This is a genomic window from Brevibacillus sp. NPDC003359 (genome assembly GCF_042878995.1).
Classification (GTDB): domain Bacteria; phylum Bacillota; class Bacilli; order Brevibacillales; family Brevibacillaceae; genus Brevibacillus.
In genome coordinates this window covers 125,869-142,029 of sequence record NZ_JBIAOR010000005.1, presented here as the reverse complement: position 1 = coordinate 142,029, position 16,161 = coordinate 125,869, and the positions used below count along the sequence as shown (strand labels likewise).

Here is a 16,161-nt window from a genome sequence, read left to right as displayed (position 1 = left end):
TATGAGAATGATTATTAAATAAAATGAAAAGAAGAACGATGGGAGGGCTAACAAGGAGTTGAGCGCCAGATAATGAACGTGGATGATCATATTTTGTTATGGAATCAGAACGGCAATCTGGACAAGCTTCGGGCCAAGGCCCTGCTTTATCAACTCGTATGTGAGCTAATGGCACAGATGCAGTCGCAAGGAATCGGCGTAACGGTACCGAATTTGGTCGTTCAGGCCGTCCGGTATATTGAGGAGCATTACGCAGAGGCTTTCACACTCGATGATCTTGCGACGCTCTTAAACTGCAGCCCCCGGTCCCTGCAACGCACCTTTAAAACCCAGTTGGCGGTCGGCCCTATCGACTATCTGATCCAGGTGCGCATTCAAAAAGCGCAGGAACTGCTGCGTCAAACGAATTTGGGTCTAAAAGAGGTAGCGGAATCAGTAGGTTATACAGACAGCTATTATTTCAGTCGTATTTTTAAAAAATATACAGGCTTCTCACCGTCTGCTTATAAGGAAAATCCGCAGACATCGGAAATTCGTCGCCAAAGTCCATTACTCTTGTCGCGATATTCCATTGCTGGTCAAAAGCTGTGGAAATATAATGATCACATTGAAAATGAAAATCATTTGCGATCAAGAGATGGGGGAGCCGTACCGATGTATAAGAGTACAAAAGCGATGCTGGCGCTGAATCTGATGTTGAGTCTTACCTTGCTGCTGGGAGCCTGCTCAGGCGGCAGTACGAATACTAGCAATTCGGGTAACACAGCAACAGGCGCTTCGAATCAGATGGCGACGCAGTCGAATACTACGCAATCTAGCGCGAATCAAGAAGTGAAGAAAAGCGAGACGCGTACAAACAAGCACATGAAAGGCGAGTTGACGCTTGATTTTAAACCAGTCAGAATCGCTGTGCTGGATACGCAGTACGCAGATCAAATGATTGCCTTGGGCCGAGCTGCCTGCTGGTAGTGTCATTACAACGGGGGACGGTTCGAAGTTTCCAGAGTATCTCATGGACAAGCTAAAAGATGTTCACGTACTCGGAACAAAAGATGAGCCCAATTCAGAAGCGGTAGTTGCTATGGAGCCTGACTTGATCATATGCACGGAGTTTCAAGATAAAATCTATGATAATTTGAACAAAATCGCACCAACCATCATGCTTGATCGAAATGAAGACTGGCGCGAGACACTGATTACATTCGGGAAAATTCTCGAAAAAGAAAAAGAAGCGGAGCAAATCGTAGCGGACTACCAGGACAAAACGAACAAATTGAAAGCAGAACTGGCAACCAAGCTCAAGGGTGAGTCCGTCGCACTGATTCGTCCGCGTGATAATGCCATTCGACTGCATACCGTTGAACACCGTACAGCCGCCATCTTATATACCGATTTGGGACTGACTCCTCCCAAGCCAGCGATGGATAAATCAGATACTGCGACGATGATTTCTCTGGAAGTGTTGCCAGAGGTAAATGCCGATCACATATTTGTCGTAACGGACAAAGCGAATCAAGCTTTAACGGACGAGTACAAAAACAGCTCCATTTGGAAAGGGCTAAAAGCCGCCAAGGAAAATAAGGTGTACGAGGTAAACACAACCGTGTGGATCGCCTACTACGGCCCGATTGCCATCAACAATATCGTCGATGAAATTGCAGAAGCACTGCTATAAATCATACAGACCGTCACCCTCTTCTCCCAAGAGCTGTGACGGTTTTTCATGAACTGGAAAAGAAAGCGATTTCCTGGCAGGAATTATCATGAAAAGATGGAATCTTAAGAAGGTTGCCTATCCTGTGTATTCGAGGGGTGTGTGGAAGATGAGTCAAAGAGAAATCGTCATTGCGAGTGCTGTACGCACTGCTATAGGTAGCTTTCAAGGAACACTTGCAAGTGTCAGCGCGACAAAGCTGGGCGGGATTGTACTGGAAGCAGCGCTAGAGCGTGCAGGTGTTTCCAAGGATGTGGTCGATGAAGTGATTATGGGGAACGTACTGGCAGCAGGCTTGGGTCAAAACCCGGCGCGCCAGGCTTCTATTCAAGCGGGCCTTGCTCATGAAGTTCCCTCCCTGACAATCAACAAGGTTTGTGGTTCAGGTCTCAAAGCCGTTCATCTGGCTGTTCAGTCAATCCTTGCTGGTGAGGCAGAAGTTGTCTTGGCTGGTGGGATGGAAAATATGAGTCAGGCACCATATTTAATGGAAGGTGCGCGCTCAGGGTATCGCATGGGAGATCAAAAAGTCGTGGATTCCATGATTCGCGACGGACTGTGGTGTGCTTTCAACGACTATCACATGGGCATCACAGCGGAGAATCTTTGTACCAAATACGAAATCGGACGCGAAGAGCAGGATGAATTTTCAGCGTGGAGCCAGGAGAAGGCTCAGCAAGCGCTCACTAGTGGTCGTTTTCAAGAAGAAATCGTGCCGGTTCCGATCCCGCAGCGAAAGGGTGACCCGGTGCTGTTTGCCGTGGACGAATTCCCGCGTGCTGGCGTGACAGCTGAAGCGCTGGGCAAGCTAAAGCCTGCATTTAAAAAGGATGGAACCGTGACCGCAGGGAATGCATCCGGCATCAACGATGGAGCAGCAGCTCTCTTGATTATGACACGCGAGAAGGCGGAAGAGCTGGGAGTGAAACCTCTCGCCCGTATCGTAGCCAATGCGAGTGCAGGTGTCGATCCGAGCATCATGGGGTACGGTCCTGTTCCTGCGACCAAACGCGTACTGGAAAAAGCGGGTCTGTCGATTGCTGACATCGATTTGATCGAAGCGAACGAAGCGTTTGCCGTTCAATCACTGTCTGTTGGCAAAGCACTAGGCTTTAATCGCGAGAAGCTGAATGTCAACGGCGGAGCCATCGCGCTCGGACATCCAATCGGTGCGAGTGGCGCGAGAATTTTGGTCTCGCTCGTGCATGAATTGCAAAAGCGCGAAGGGGTAAAATATGGGTTAGCGACTCTTTGCATTGGTGGTGGACAAGGGGTCTCCACAATTGTCGAGAAAATTTAATTTTTAAATTGTGAACGCTTTGTGTACACAGAAACGCTTGCGTTGACAAAGGGAATAAATCTTCGTTAATATGGATGAGGGCATTTGGAAATTGTGTGCCCTCTCCTTATGTGAAAGGAGAAGGATAAACTGGCGAAACTTGACAATCCATGGCGAGCAATTGGTTTGGTCAGCGTACTTGGTCTTGACTTTGCCATTTGTGTGGTTGCCGGTTTTATGATCGGCAGATACGCGGATCGCCTACTAGCGACTGATCCTTTGTTCTTGCTCATTGGCTTGATTACAGGGATTGCGGTTGGTGTATACACTGTCTATCGACTCATTCGCCCATATTTGTAGGGGGTGACGAACGATGGAAGCGTTTGCTTTGGCGATGCGAAAGACTTTTCGCTATTCTTTGTGGTGTATGGCATTGTTTGTGATACTGATGGTTGTATTGCCTGAACACAAGGTTTTCTTGCAGAGTTTGTTGCTTGGAACAGTGACAGGAATCATAAATACCAGCGTTCTCGCAAGCAAGGTCTGGGTTGTTGGGCAAATGGCAGATGACCCTAATGTCAGGCCAAAAGGAACGGGCACGATGCTTCGGTTCATGATTGCCGGGCTAGCCGCCTATACTACCTTTCTTTTCCCTCACATCTTCACATTATCAGGGGTTCTACTTGGGGTGTTTTTGATCCAAGGGATCAGCTATCTACTCGTATTCCGCAATTCAAAATAGATTTGTTACCAGCATTATCTTTAATGAAGTGATTTTACCAGAGAGCGTTCGATAGCAATGTGTAGACAGAGTTTCGGACAACCTCTATCTATCGATGGAAAGGGGTGAAAAGATGGGTCATCATTATACGTTACGGTTTGGGTTAGGCGGCATGGTATTTGACATCGCTACGATTCTCATGATGGTTCTTACCGCACTGCTTGTGTTTATCTTCCTGTTTGTAATGACACGAAAGCTAGAAACCGGAGTACCTGGTGCTAAGCAAAATGCAGTTGAGTGGATTTTTGACTTTGTCAAGAACGTTACTTCAGGATACATGGATCACAAGAAAGTCATGATGATGATGACGCTTGGTATTACGTTGTTTCTCTACATCTTCATTGGGAACCAGCTAGGTGTTATCGCCAACGTCACCACAGTGCACAAAGGTGAAATCAGCGAAAGTGTTATGAAGATGCTGACGATTGCTCCTACGCCAGAAGCCGAAGCGAAGAAGCGCGAAACCGTTGAGCACGAGCTGGCTGATAAAGGAGCTCATGTAATCTGGTGGAAGTCTCCAACTGCTACACCAAGCGTAACATTTGGTTTGGCATTGGTAGTGTTGCTTTACTCCCACTACCTTGGTATCAAGAAAAGTCCAGGTGGTTGGTTTAAGCACGTATTCCTCAATCCGATCCACATTCTTGAGGAGTTTATTATTAAACCGTTAACGCTTCCTCTGCGTTTGTTCGGTAACCTCTTTGCAAAAGAGATCATGATTGCCTTCCTGTTGAGTGGAGGGGTTTTGGCCGCGGCACCATTGTTTATTTGGCTCGGCTACTCCGTCTTCGTAGGTGCAATTCAGGCGTTCATTTTCTTGACTCTTTCTATGGTTTACATTTCACAACTTGTGAATGATGAACACTAAAATCTAGTTTTTTGTTAACAACAATTTAGGGAGGTATTTTTAACATGGAAGTTATGGGTGTAGCTATTGCTATGGGTCTTATTTTCGGATTGGCAGCACTTGGTGGTGCTTTTGGTGCAAGTAACGTAATCTCTAAAACAATTGAAGGTGTTGCTCGTCAACCTGAAGCTCGTGGTAACCTGATGGGTATCATGTTCCTCGGTATGGGTCTCGTAGAGGCGATTCCAATTATCGCAGTAGCTGTAGGTTTCATCTTGATGGGACGTCTGGGCTAAGCGAACAGTTGAACAGTATTTAAGAGGCGGAGGGTCACCTTCGCCTATCTTTTAGTAGGGAAAAATCAGGCTTCGGCCAAAGCTTGGCAATGAAGTCTTCTAGTAATAATTCTGGTAAGTACGCAAAGAACTTATTGCAGAATCTTTCGTTTGTCAGGAAGGAGTGAACTAAAAATGGTTGAGTTTGGAGCCGTATCCCTGGAATGGGGCACATTACTACTCCAGGTGATTATTTTCGTTTTGCTGTTGATCGTTGTTTCCAAATATGCAACAGGACCGATTGCGAGCGTATTGGAAAAGCGCCGTGCTCATGTTGAGAACGAGCTTGCTACTGCGGAACGCAACCACAAGGAATCCGAAAAGCTTTTGGCTGAACAACGCCGTCTTTTGGATGAAGCTCGCGCTGAATCCAAAGCGATCATCGACCGTGCTGCAAAGCAAGCGTCTGATGAAGCAAGCAAAATCGTTGCTGAAGCACAAGCAGCTACTGAGCGCATGAAAGCAGATGCAAGTGCTGAACTGGCTCGTGAAGTAGAAAAAGCAAAACTCGAACTGCGTGAGCAAATGACAGGTCTTTCCGTGCTCTTGGCTTCCAAGATCATCGAGAAAGAACTGGACGAAGCAGCTCAAAAGTCTACTGTTGACAAATTTCTCGCACAAGTGGGAGATCGCCTATGAGTAGCGCAGTAGGTAAACGTTATGCTCGCGCTCTCTTTGAAGTAGCGAGTGAGCGTAGCAAGATTGATCAGGTAGAGAGAGACCTGGGTGCGATCGTGGAAGCGGTAGAAGGCAATGAAGATCTGAAAAAGATCATGTTGCACCCGCACATCGCAGCAGATGCGAAAAGCCAGCTCGCTGACGAATTGTTCAAAAGCCATGTAGGGGAAGAGACCTTCAATTTCCTGAACGTCCTGATTGAGAACGGACGCGAAGTTGACCTGGTTGATATCTACCGTTCTTTTGTACAATTGGCGAACGAAGCTCGTGGATTCGCAGATGCAATTGTGACAAGTGCAAAGCCGCTTTCTGTTGAAGAGCAAAATGAGCTGGCTGAGAAGTTCGGTCAAACGCTGAACAAAAAGCTGCGTATGACAGCAGTTGTAGATCCAGCGATTCTCGGCGGCATTATTATCAAAATTGGCGACCGTCTGTACGATGGCAGTCTGAAAACGAAGTTGGAAACCTTTGCGCAAAAGGCGTAAAGTTCGATGGCTTTTAAGAAGTTGGATGAATGGGGTGAATTAAGTGAGTGCAATCAGACCAGAAGAGATTAGCTCCCTCATTAAAGAGCGGATCGCTAACTTTAAATCTGAAATCGAAGTTGTGGATGTAGGCACAGTCATCCAAGTAGGTGACGGTATTGCTCGTGTTCACGGTTTGGAAAAGGCCATGCAAGGGGAGCTTCTCGAGTTCCAAAATGGCGTAATGGGTATGGTACTCAACTTGGAAGAAGATAACGTGGGTGTCGTTATTATGGGACCTTTCCGCGACATTAAGGAAGGCGACACTGTAAAACGTACCGGCCGCGTTATGGAAGTTCCAGTAGGGGAAGCACTGCTCGGCCGCGTTGTAAACCCACTGGGTCAACCAATCGATGGTCAAGGCCCTATCGCAAATGACGGTTTCCGCCCAATCGAGAGCCCAGCTCCTGGCGTTATGGCGCGTAAATCCGTACACGAGCCACTCCAAACAGGTATCAAAGCGATTGACGCGATGATCCCAGTTGGTCGTGGACAGCGTGAGTTGATCATTGGTGACCGCCAAACTGGTAAAACAGCAGTGGCGCTCGACACGATCATCAACCAAAAAGGTAAAGACATGATTTGTATCTACGTTGCAATCGGTCAAAAGCAATCCACCGTTGCAAACATCGTAGAAACACTGCGTAAAGCAGGTGCTCTAGATTACACCATCATCGTTTCTGCAACTGCGTCTGACCCAGCTCCAATGTTGTACCTGGCTCCTTATACTGGTGTAACAATGGCTGAGTACTTCATGTACAAAGGCGGACACGTTCTGTGCGTATACGATGACCTGTCCAAACAGGCTTCTGCATACCGCGAAATGTCCCTCTTGCTTCGCCGTCCTCCAGGTCGCGAAGCATATCCTGGTGACGTATTCTACTTGCACTCCCGCTTGCTGGAGCGCGCTGCGAAACTGTCTGATGAGTTGGGTGCTGGTTCCATTACAGCTCTGCCATTCATCGAAACCCAAGCGGGTGACATTTCCGCGTACATTCCAACCAACGTGATCTCCATCACGGACGGTCAGATCTTCCTGGAGACAGACTTGTTCAACGCAGGTCAACGTCCAGCGGTTAACACCGGTCTTTCTGTATCCCGTGTAGGTGGTTCCGCGCAAATCAAGGCGATGAAAAAGGTAGCAGGTCCACTCAAGCTCGAGTTGGCTCAATACCGTGAGTTGGCTGCGTTTGCTCAGTTCGGTTCCGATCTGGACAAAGCGACCCAAGCTCGTCTGACCCGTGGTGAGCGCTTGATGGAAATCATGAAACAAGGTCAGTTCGATCCAATGTCTGTTGAGAAGCAAGTTGCTTCTATCTATAGCGCTACAAGAGGTTTCCTGGATGACATTCCAATAGCAGAAGTGCGCCGCTTTGAGAAAGAGATGTTGTCTTTCTTGGATTCCAACAAACCGCAACTGTTGGAGCACATCCGCACAACGAAAGACCTTCCAGATGAAAAAGAATTCAACGCAGCGATCGAAGAGTTCAAAAAAGGCTTTTCGGTAACTCGCTAATCGTTAACCTGATAGACATCAGATGCATGCCGGGCCATTTGCCCGTGCATGCGTCCTCAAGGTGGTGAAAACGAGTGGCTAAAGGAATACGTGAGATTCGACGCAGTATCAAAAGTAAAAAAGATATGCGCCAAATCACGAAAGCGATGAAAATGGTGGCGGCTGCAAAGCTTCGCCGTAACCAGGATAAAGCTGAGGCGGCACGCCCGTATGCTGACAAGATCCAAGAAGTGATCGCAAGCATCGCGAGTGGGACCTCTGGTTCCAAACATCCAATGTTGCAAAATCGTCCGGTGAAAAAGACTGGTTATATTGTCATCACTTCCGACCGTGGACTTGCTGGGGGTTACAATGCCAACATTCTCCGTAAAGTGGTAACTACCATTAACGAGAAGCATAAGTCCAAGGATGAGTATGGTATTTTTGTGATTGGCCGCAAAGGTCGTGACTTCTTCAGCAAGCGGAACTACCCGCTTTTGGAGGAAGTTACAGGTCTGCCAGCCAGCCCAGCCTTTGCTGATATCAAGAAAATTGCCGGTGCAGCAGTCCAAATGTTCGAGAACGAGCAGATTGACGAACTGTACCTGTGCTACAACAAGTTCCAAAGTGCAATTTCGCAAATACCTACCGTAAAACAATTGCTGCCATTGGAAGCTCCCGAGAGCAACAATGCGCGCGAATTGAATTACGAGTATGAGCCGTCCTCGGAAGAAGTATTGGCGGATCTGTTGCCGAAATATGCGGAAACACTGGTTTACAGTGCACTCCTCGAAGCAAAAGCTTCCGAAGAAGGTTCCCGTATGACGGCAATGGGCAGCGCGACAGACAATGCTACGGATATGATCAACCGTTTAACGTTGAGCTACAACCGTGCTCGTCAGGCAGCCATTACACAAGAGATTTCCGAGATCGTTGCAGGTGCAAACGCACAGGCTTAGTGGCAGCGAATAGCTCCCAAATTAGCTTTACAGGAGGGAAGAAGTAAGATGGCGAATGGACGCGTGGTTCAGGTAATGGGTCCGGTTGTTGACGTCGAGTTCGACCGCGGACACCTGCCTGCCATTTACAATGCGATCAAGATTCAACATAAAGCACAAAGCGCCGGTGAGCGCGACATCAATTTGACTGTTGAGGTTGCTACTCATTTGGGCGATAACTTGGTTCGTACCGTTGCGATGTCTTCCACTGACGGTTTGGTTCGTGGCATGGAAGCAGTTGATACCGGTGCAGCTATCTCCGTTCCAGTGGGTGCAATAACCCTTGGACGCGTATTTAACGTATTGGGTGAGCCGATCGACCTGCAAGAACTTGGTCAAGTAGATCGTCGTGACCCTATTCACCGTAAAGCTCCTGAGTTCGTAGACCAAGCAACGACTGTTGAGATCCTGGAAACAGGTATCAAAGTTATTGACCTCTTGGCTCCGTACATCAAGGGTGGTAAGATCGGTCTGTTTGGTGGTGCGGGTGTAGGTAAAACCGTTACTATTCAAGAGCTGATCAACAACATCGCGCAAGAGCACGGTGGTATTTCCGTATTCGCAGGTGTAGGTGAGCGTACCCGTGAAGGTAACGACCTGTACCACGAGATGAAAGACGCAGGCGTACTGCCGAAAACCGCGATGGTATTCGGTCAGATGAACGAACCGCCTGGTGCACGTCTTCGTGTGGCGTTGACTGGTCTGACTATGGCGGAATACTTCCGTGATGAAGAAGGCCGCGACGTTCTACTCTTTGTTGATAACATCTTCCGCTTTACTCAAGCGGGTTCTGAGGTATCTGCTCTCTTGGGCCGTATGCCATCTGCGGTAGGTTACCAGCCAACATTGGCTACCGAAATGGGTCAGCTGCAAGAGCGTATTACTTCCACGAAAAAAGGTTCCGTAACGTCCATTCAAGCGATCTACGTACCAGCGGATGACTACACTGACCCGGCTCCTGCTACTACGTTTGCTCACTTGGACGCTACAACGAACTTGGAGCGTTCCATCGCTGAGTTGGGTATCTTCCCTGCGGTAGACCCACTCGCATCCACTTCCCGTGCTCTGGCTCCTGATGTAGTAGGACAAGAACACTATGATGTGGCTCGTAGCGTTCAAAAAATCCTGCAACGTTACAAAGAACTGCAAGATATCATCGCGATTCTCGGTATGGACGAGTTGAGCGACGACGACAAGCAAGTAGTTGGACGCGCACGCCGCATTCAACGTTTCTTGTCCCAGTCCTTCCACGTTGCCGAGCAGTTCACTGGTAACCCAGGCCAATACGTGCCATTGAAAGAAACCGTTCGCAGCTTCAAGGAAATCCTCGAAGGTAAGCATGACCACCTGCCAGAGGGCGCGTTCCTGTACGTAGGTACCATTGAAGAAGCGGTAGAAAAAGCGAAGAAAATGGCGTAAGACACCCTGGAAAGGGGAGACGAGTAAGTGAGTAAGATGACAGTTGAAGTCGTAACTCCTGAACGGGTTGTCTACAGCGGTCAGGCTGAAATGGTGATTGCTCGCGGCTTGCAAGGGGAAATCGGTATTATGCCGAACCACGTGCCGTTGGTAACCCCGCTGAAAACAGCGCCAGTTCGGATTAAGACAGAAGGCGATAAAGAAGTAAAGATGGCTGTAAGCGGCGGCTTCATGGAAGTTCGCGGCGATAAAGTGACCATCCTTGCTGAAACGGCTGAATTGCCGGGAGACATCGATGTTGAACGCGCGAAGGCAGCGAAAGAGCGTGCTGAAAAGCGTTTGGCTGAGAAATATGCCGAGCTCGACGTCAAGCGTGCAGAACGCGCGCTGCAACGTGCGATGGCACGTCTCGACGTAGCGAAGTAAAGCGTAAGCTTAGATATCCCCGCGCCCATGTGGCTGCGGGGATTTTTCGGTTAACAGGCGATGAATGATGAGCCATGGTAATCGGGCATGATATTTCCAGTTGGTAATTGCCTAATGTTTCTGTGTATAATAGACCTAATGCCCTGCCGACGAGCTACGTTAGCATGAAAAACAGCGGGAAAAAGCGGCATTGGCTATTGGGATTAAAGGAGAGTGTAATTGATGCAAACCGTTCGCGATATCCGCCACAATCAAGATGGCATAGTGATTCCTAGCAGCTTTGCGGCTAATGGCTGGACAAGCGTGCTATCTCATGAAATGAATGTTTTGTTCCAGGCAATGTGCTATGTAGTAACCAAGCATGAGACAAAAGAAGAAATGAGAAAAGCTCTGGACGAGTTCGATGCATTGAAAGGCACATTTACCGAGCCTGTTCAAGAAGGCTTTAAGTCTGAAGATGATTTTAAAGGCTACGTGAACCTCTTGAACAGATTCAAAGCATTCATGAGCCGTTCCGATTATGCATATCCGACATCTCTTGACGAGGCTATTGAGCTTTTCGTGAAGTGGGGTCTGATAATTGATAATGGAGATGCTTGGGATGTATCGGTTTATCCATTCCCAGATGCATCTGAGTTGTTCAAGTTGAGTGAAGCAGAATCTCTTGCTTTGGCTCATGTTAAACTGGAAGCATTGGTTCATCCGATGTTTAGCCGCCTGGTGATGAAGCTGCATGAGGAAGAAGAAAATACGTTTAGCATGTCCAAAGCAGAAATAAAGCAATTGCTGAACACCAATGACCAGATGCTGGCAGAGATTCTGATCAAGCTGACTCCATATATGGAAGAGGCAATTGAAAATATGCTGGAGATCCCAGAAGACGAGAAGATGAACTTTACGATTGTATGGGAGCGCATTTACGAGGATTTCCTCGGACAGCAATTTTCTAAGAACGTTCAATAATTAAGAGAATAAGAGGGCCAGACGGGCATATTCGTTTGGTCATCATACTATGCTGGAAAAACTCAGGGAGAAATCTCTGAGTTTTTTCCCTTTATATGGCACAAAAGGAAGGCTTTCGTTAGACACCCTATTGGCAATTTGCTATAATGATAAAGGTATTTTTTTCTAGCAGTGTCGATAAGCGACAGCGTTCATATCTACACCTTTGATGCTGCGAGCAGTACCCTTTTGAGGGAGTCTCGACTTCTTCTGGAGGAAAGCGCAAGACGATTCATACCTTTCTCAAGAGCGGAGGGAACGTGGGTGAGTGACATCTATACCAACAATTATGTGATTGTCGCGATCTTTTTGATTCTAGGTGTGTTGTTGCCCGTGGCTACAGTCAGTTTTGTTGGTCCATTGCTTCGTCCAAAGAAACCGACACGGGAGAAGCAAACTACTTATGAAAGCGGTAACATTCCTGTTGGTGACAGTTGGGTGCGTTTCAACGTGAAGTATTACATCTTTGCCCTCATGTTTGTCATTTTTGATGTAGAAACACTCTTTCTGTATCCGTGGGCCGTCGCTTATAAAGAACTGGGGCTTTTTGCCTTAGTTGAGATGGTCATCTTTATATCCTTGCTCATCGTAGGATTGATTTACGCGTGGAGAAAGAAGGTGCTGGAATGGAACTAGACCTGACAAGCATTGCGCCTGAATTGCAAGAGGAACTGAATCGGAACGTCATGTTCACGTCATTGGAGACAGTGAAGGGATGGGTTCGCAGCAACTCGTTGTGGCCATTAACCTTTGGTTTGGCCTGTTGCGCGATCGAAATGATGGGAACGGGTGGAGCGCGTTATGACCTCGACCGGTTTGGCGTTATTTTTCGAGCATCCCCAAGACAATCTGATGTCATGATCGTAGCCGGAACCGTCACGAAAAAGATGGCACCACTACTGCGCAGGCTGTATGATCAAATGCCTGAACCAAAGTGGGTGATTGCCATGGGCTCCTGTGCGACAGCAGGAGGTCCGTACGTGCGCTCGTACAGCGTGGTAAAAGGTGTAGACCAGATTGTGCCTGTCGACGTATATATTCCGGGTTGTCCCCCGAACCCTGCCGCTTTGATCTACGGAATCAATAAGCTCCAAGAAAAAATCCGTTACGAAGCGAAGACTGGGAAGCAGGTGACCAATCTATGAGCGACGAGAAACGCAAGCCGACGCCGGAGGAAAAGGCAGCGGCAGCAGCTGAAGCCCGTGCCAAGGCCGAAGCTTTGCGAAAATTAAGAGAACAGGAAGCGCAGGCATCTCAAGAGGCGAGCCCAGTGGAAGCAGCACAAGAGACACAAGAGGAAGTATCTGCTCCGGAAGCAAAACCTGTATCTGAAATGACGCCTGAGGAAAAAGCCGCAGCGAAGAAAGCAGCTGCAGCTGAAGCAATTGCCAAGGCAAAAGCGGCGAAGGAAGCAAAAGAGGCTGCGGAAGTGGAAACTCCAGTTGCCGAGCAACAATCAGAAGAAGTTGCTCCACCAGCAAAACCTGTATCCGAAATGACGCCAGAGGAAAAAGCTGCAGCCAAAAAAGCAGCAGCGGCCGAAGCACTAGCAAAGGCAAAAGCGGCGAAGGAACAGGCAGAAGCTGCTCCACCACCAACAAAGCCTGTATCCGAAATGACGCCTGAGGAAAAAGCCGCAGCGAAGAAAGCGGCAGCCGCAGAAGCGCTAGCAAAGGCAAAAGCAGCGAAGGAAGCAAAAGAAGCCGCGGAAAATGGTGCCGATACAGCTGATTCAGCTACGGATGCGGATGCCAAGGCGAAGGCCGCAGCTGCCGCAAAAGCCAAGGCTGCCGCAGCAGCCGCTGCAAAGGCAAAAGCCGCACGGGAAGCAGGCGGCGATGAATCCGGTGATGACGATGCCAAAGCAAAGGCAGCTGCCGCAGCAAAAGCCAAAGCAGCCGCCGCAGCAGCAGCGAAGGCAAAAGCATCGCAGGCGACTGGGGATGAGACCCCGGCAGAGGAAGCACCAAAAGCACCTTCCAAAAACCAGCCCTATCTTGATAAATACGTGTCACGAATTTCCGAAGCATTTGGACAGGAAGTCATCGAGGCTTCGTATATTAACGAGCTGGCAAAGGAAGTGCCTACACTCACCATTCAAAACGAACGTTGGCACCAGGTTGCCCAATTTTTAAAAGATGACGAGCAATTGAGCTTTGAGTACCTGTCCGATCTTCACGGTGTCGATTACGAGGATCGCCTGGAGGTATACTACCACTTTTATTCCTACAAAAATCGCCAAAGCTTGGCAGTAAAGGTCAAAACGAGCAGAGAAGATTCAAAAGTTGCTTCTGTGATGGACCTCTGGCATGGCGCAAATTGGAATGAAAGAGAGACTTTTGACCTTTTGGGTATTCATTTCCCGGGACATAAGGATTTACGTCGAATCCTGTTGCCGGATGATTGGATAGGGTATCCGCTGCGCAAAGATTATGTGCAATACGACGAGGAGGTTTAGCAGATGAACCATAACATCCTCACGACTCATGTTGATACCTCTTCTGAAACAGGACTTCGTACGGAAGAGATGTTATTAAACGTAGGTCCACAGCATCCGAGTACACACGGGGTATTTCGCTTGGTAGTAAAAATCGATGGGGAAACCATTAAAGAAGCGATTCCGGTGATGGGCTACCTGCATCGAGGTACAGAGAAGCTGGCAGAAAACTTGACCTATACACAAATTATTCCCTATACAGACCGTATGGACTACGTGTCCGCCATGACCAACAACTACGTACTCTGCCACGCAGTAGAAACGATGATGGGATTGGAGATTCCAGAGCGAGCTCAGTTTTTGCGATTGATCGCGATGGAACTGAATCGGGTGGCGAGCCATTTGGTTTGGTGGGGAACGTTCCTTTTGGACATTGGTGCAATGGGGCCTTTCCTGTATGCTTTCCGAGATCGGGAGACGATCCTGGATTTGTTTAACGAGCTATGCGGGGCGCGGATGACCTTTAACTACATGCGCGTAGGCGGAGTGAAATGGGATGCACCTCCAGGCTGGATCGACAAAGCCAAAGAATTTGTCCAATACATGAAGAAAGAATTGAATAACTACCACCAGCTGGTGACAGGGAATGAGATTTTTATCAGCCGTCTCAGAGGGATTGGAAAGTTCGATACAAAAACGGCACTGGATTACTCGCTATCAGGTGTCATGCTCCGCTCGACAGGTGTCAAGTGGGACCTGCGCAAGGACGAACCGTATTGTATTTACGATCGTTTTGAATTTGATGTGCCGACTGCAACTGAGGGAGATTGCATGGCGCGCTATCATCTGCGTATGGCTGAAATTGAACAAACGCTGCGCATTCTGGAGCAGGCATTGGAGCAATTTCCGAGTGAAGGCGAAGTCATGGGGAAAGTGCCACGTGTGATTCGCCCGCCTGCTGGGGAGACATACGTGCGCATCGAGTCACCGCGGGGAGAAATTGGCTGTTACATTGCCAGTCAAGGTAAGGATAAACCGTGGAGATTGAAGTTTAGACGGCCTTCGTTTACCAATCTACAAATTCTGCCTAAGCTGTTGCAGGGGGAAAACCTCGCCAACATGGTTGCTATCCTGGGCAGTATCGACATCGTCCTCGGGGAGGTTGACTGTTGATGAGTACTCTTTTGGAGCAAGCACCCTCATGGGGAACCACGCTTTGGTTTATCATTGCGGCAGTTTTACTGCTTGCAGTCGTGTTGGGATTCGTTACATACGCCATTTACTTTGAGCGTAAAGTGATTGGGTGGATGCAGCTACGCATCGGGCCGAATCGAGTGGGACCATTGGGACTTCTCCAGACGGTTGCGGATGTTGCCAAGCTGCTATTAAAGGAAGATGTTCGTCCGCAGCACGCTGACAAAGCGTTGTTCACTTTAGCGCCAATATTGGCCTATGCCCCTGCTTTTGCCGTATTGGCGGTCATGCCTTTTTCAGACAGCATTCAGTTTGCTGATCTGGGAATAGGGCTGCTGTACTATATCGCCTTGTCTGGGATCACAGTATTAGGCGTGATCACAGCTGGCTGGGCCTCGAATAACAAGTACTCGCTGATCGGGGGTCTCCGCTCCGCTGCGCAGATGATCAGCTATGAAGTACCGCTGGTCATGTCCGTGGTGGGTATCGTTCTATTGACGGGCAGCATGAATCTCAAGGATATTGTCGAGGCGCAGCGGGATGTCTGGAATATTGTTCCGCAGTTTATCGGATTTGCTGTATTTATCATTGCTGCCCAAGCTGAGCTGAATCGAACACCGTTTGACTTGCCAGAAGCAGAGTCGGAGCTTGTTGGCGGTTACCACGTCGAGTACTCCGGTTTCCGTTTTGCGATGTTCATGTTGGCGGAGTATGTGTACATGTTCGGGATGGGTGCCTTGATCACGATTCTCTTTTTTGGTGGATGGTTGCCGATTCATCCATCGCTGGATTTCATTCCGGGAATCGTCTGGTTTATCCTTAAATTTTCTCTTTACGTCTTCCTCCAGTTTTGGATTCGCGCCACGATGCCGCGCTTACGTGTCGATCAACTGATGTCGTTTGCCTGGAAAGTGCTGTTACCCGTGGCATTGTTCAACATCCTGCTCACAGCCGTCGTGGTATCTTACCAAAATGGCATGTTCTAGTAGCGACTTGATCGAAAACGACTATGTCCCATTGTTTTCATAGCGC

General features: G+C 48.4%; 19 protein-coding genes. All 19 read left to right on the top strand.

What is annotated here, in order from left to right:
* Window positions 1-72 precede the first annotated feature (72 nt).
* The 19 genes from ACFYU8_RS16385 (at window position 73) to nuoH (ending at window position 16,115) form a co-directional block, all read left to right on the top strand.
* Window positions 73-969, top strand: coding sequence for a helix-turn-helix domain-containing protein (locus tag ACFYU8_RS16385; protein WP_390300781.1), 897 nt, complete (start codon window positions 73-75; stop codon window positions 967-969).
* Entirely contained in the window at window positions 941-1,675 is a 735-nt protein-coding gene (locus ACFYU8_RS16380) for an ABC transporter substrate-binding protein (RefSeq protein WP_390300779.1), read from the top strand. Before ACFYU8_RS16385 ends, ACFYU8_RS16380 begins: the two co-directional genes overlap by 29 nt.
* A gap of 148 nt (window positions 1,676-1,823) precedes the next feature.
* Complete coding sequence (locus tag ACFYU8_RS16375; RefSeq protein ID WP_390300777.1) at window positions 1,824-3,014, top strand: acetyl-CoA C-acetyltransferase; 1,191 nt, start codon at window positions 1,824-1,826, stop codon at window positions 3,012-3,014.
* A 165-nt stretch (window positions 3,015-3,179) separates the two neighbouring features.
* Entirely contained in the window at window positions 3,180-3,353 is a 174-nt protein-coding gene (locus ACFYU8_RS16370) for an AtpZ/AtpI family protein (protein ID WP_390300775.1), read from the top strand.
* A gap of 13 nt (window positions 3,354-3,366) precedes the next feature.
* Window positions 3,367-3,735 carry an ATP synthase subunit I gene (locus ACFYU8_RS16365; RefSeq protein WP_390300773.1) on the top strand — a complete coding sequence of 123 codons (369 nt, stop codon included), beginning with the start codon at window positions 3,367-3,369 and terminating at the stop codon, window positions 3,733-3,735.
* A gap of 112 nt (window positions 3,736-3,847) precedes the next feature.
* Window positions 3,848-4,642: a F0F1 ATP synthase subunit A gene (atpB, locus tag ACFYU8_RS16360; protein WP_390300771.1), complete on the top strand. Its 795-nt coding sequence runs from the start codon at window positions 3,848-3,850 to the stop codon at window positions 4,640-4,642.
* Window positions 4,643-4,686: 44 nt separating this feature from the next.
* The gene (atpE, locus tag ACFYU8_RS16355; RefSeq protein WP_017252354.1) at window positions 4,687-4,917 is read left to right on the top strand and encodes a F0F1 ATP synthase subunit C; all 231 of its coding nucleotides are present in this window, start codon (window positions 4,687-4,689) and stop codon (window positions 4,915-4,917) included.
* Between the two features lie 174 nt (window positions 4,918-5,091).
* Window positions 5,092-5,595 (top strand): F0F1 ATP synthase subunit B, encoded by a 504-nt coding sequence (atpF, locus tag ACFYU8_RS16350; RefSeq protein WP_390300769.1) that lies wholly within the window; start codon window positions 5,092-5,094, stop codon window positions 5,593-5,595.
* Entirely contained in the window at window positions 5,592-6,119 is a 528-nt protein-coding gene (locus ACFYU8_RS16345) for a F0F1 ATP synthase subunit delta (protein WP_390300767.1), read from the top strand. Before atpF ends, ACFYU8_RS16345 begins: the two co-directional genes overlap by 4 nt.
* A 43-nt stretch (window positions 6,120-6,162) precedes the next feature.
* On the top strand, window positions 6,163-7,674 hold the full coding sequence (gene atpA, locus ACFYU8_RS16340; protein ID WP_106839721.1) for a F0F1 ATP synthase subunit alpha: 1,512 nt from the start codon (window positions 6,163-6,165) through the stop codon (window positions 7,672-7,674).
* Between the two features lie 74 nt (window positions 7,675-7,748).
* Window positions 7,749-8,612, top strand: a complete 864-nt coding sequence (gene atpG, locus ACFYU8_RS16335) for an ATP synthase F1 subunit gamma (protein ID WP_390300765.1) — start codon at window positions 7,749-7,751, stop codon at window positions 8,610-8,612.
* A 48-nt stretch (window positions 8,613-8,660) separates the two neighbouring features.
* Window positions 8,661-10,070, top strand: coding sequence for a F0F1 ATP synthase subunit beta (gene atpD, locus ACFYU8_RS16330; protein WP_007725462.1), 1,410 nt, complete (start codon window positions 8,661-8,663; stop codon window positions 10,068-10,070).
* Window positions 10,071-10,097: 27 nt separating this feature from the next.
* Window positions 10,098-10,496, top strand: a complete 399-nt coding sequence (locus tag ACFYU8_RS16325) for a F0F1 ATP synthase subunit epsilon (protein ID WP_017252349.1) — start codon at window positions 10,098-10,100, stop codon at window positions 10,494-10,496.
* A 222-nt stretch (window positions 10,497-10,718) separates the two neighbouring features.
* A complete protein-coding gene (locus ACFYU8_RS16320) occupies window positions 10,719-11,459 on the top strand; it encodes a DUF6042 family protein (protein ID WP_390300763.1) in 741 nt (246 codons plus the stop codon).
* Between the two features lie 303 nt (window positions 11,460-11,762).
* Window positions 11,763-12,134: an NADH-quinone oxidoreductase subunit A gene (locus tag ACFYU8_RS16315; RefSeq protein ID WP_007725457.1), complete on the top strand. Its 372-nt coding sequence runs from the start codon at window positions 11,763-11,765 to the stop codon at window positions 12,132-12,134.
* Entirely contained in the window at window positions 12,125-12,643 is a 519-nt protein-coding gene (locus tag ACFYU8_RS16310; RefSeq protein ID WP_390300761.1) for a NuoB/complex I 20 kDa subunit family protein, read from the top strand. Before ACFYU8_RS16315 ends, ACFYU8_RS16310 begins: the two co-directional genes overlap by 10 nt.
* Window positions 12,640-13,956 carry an NADH-quinone oxidoreductase subunit C gene (locus tag ACFYU8_RS16305; RefSeq protein WP_390300759.1) on the top strand — a complete coding sequence of 439 codons (1,317 nt, stop codon included), beginning with the start codon at window positions 12,640-12,642 and terminating at the stop codon, window positions 13,954-13,956. Before ACFYU8_RS16310 ends, ACFYU8_RS16305 begins: the two co-directional genes overlap by 4 nt.
* Window positions 13,957-13,959: 3 nt before the next feature.
* Window positions 13,960-15,108 carry an NADH-quinone oxidoreductase subunit D gene (locus ACFYU8_RS16300; RefSeq protein ID WP_390300757.1) on the top strand — a complete coding sequence of 383 codons (1,149 nt, stop codon included), beginning with the start codon at window positions 13,960-13,962 and terminating at the stop codon, window positions 15,106-15,108.
* Window positions 15,105-16,115: an NADH-quinone oxidoreductase subunit NuoH gene (gene nuoH, locus ACFYU8_RS16295; RefSeq protein ID WP_390300755.1), complete on the top strand. Its 1,011-nt coding sequence runs from the start codon at window positions 15,105-15,107 to the stop codon at window positions 16,113-16,115. The genes ACFYU8_RS16300 and nuoH overlap by 4 nt, the downstream gene beginning before the upstream one ends.
* The last annotated feature ends 46 nt before the right edge of the window (window positions 16,116-16,161 follow it).

What these genes read in the sequence shown, in the direction of transcription:
- ACFYU8_RS16385 (WP_390300781.1), top strand. Translation starts at nt 73, where the DNA reads ATGAACGTGGATGATCATATTTTGTTATGGAATCAGAACGGCAATCTG.
- ACFYU8_RS16375 (WP_390300777.1), top strand. Translation starts at nt 1,824, where the DNA reads ATGAGTCAAAGAGAAATCGTCATTGCGAGTGCTGTACGCACTGCTATA.
- ACFYU8_RS16365 (WP_390300773.1), top strand. Translation starts at nt 3,367, where the DNA reads ATGGAAGCGTTTGCTTTGGCGATGCGAAAGACTTTTCGCTATTCTTTG.
- atpB (WP_390300771.1), top strand. Translation starts at nt 3,848, where the DNA reads ATGGGTCATCATTATACGTTACGGTTTGGGTTAGGCGGCATGGTATTT.
- atpE (WP_017252354.1), top strand. Translation starts at nt 4,687, where the DNA reads ATGGAAGTTATGGGTGTAGCTATTGCTATGGGTCTTATTTTCGGATTG.
- atpF (WP_390300769.1), top strand. Translation starts at nt 5,092, where the DNA reads ATGGTTGAGTTTGGAGCCGTATCCCTGGAATGGGGCACATTACTACTC.
- ACFYU8_RS16345 (WP_390300767.1), top strand. Translation starts at nt 5,592, where the DNA reads ATGAGTAGCGCAGTAGGTAAACGTTATGCTCGCGCTCTCTTTGAAGTA.
- atpD (WP_007725462.1), top strand. Translation starts at nt 8,661, where the DNA reads ATGGCGAATGGACGCGTGGTTCAGGTAATGGGTCCGGTTGTTGACGTC.
- ACFYU8_RS16320 (WP_390300763.1), top strand. Translation starts at nt 10,719, where the DNA reads ATGCAAACCGTTCGCGATATCCGCCACAATCAAGATGGCATAGTGATT.
- ACFYU8_RS16310 (WP_390300761.1), top strand. Translation starts at nt 12,125, where the DNA reads ATGGAACTAGACCTGACAAGCATTGCGCCTGAATTGCAAGAGGAACTG.
- ACFYU8_RS16305 (WP_390300759.1), top strand. Translation starts at nt 12,640, where the DNA reads ATGAGCGACGAGAAACGCAAGCCGACGCCGGAGGAAAAGGCAGCGGCA.
- ACFYU8_RS16300 (WP_390300757.1), top strand. Translation starts at nt 13,960, where the DNA reads ATGAACCATAACATCCTCACGACTCATGTTGATACCTCTTCTGAAACA.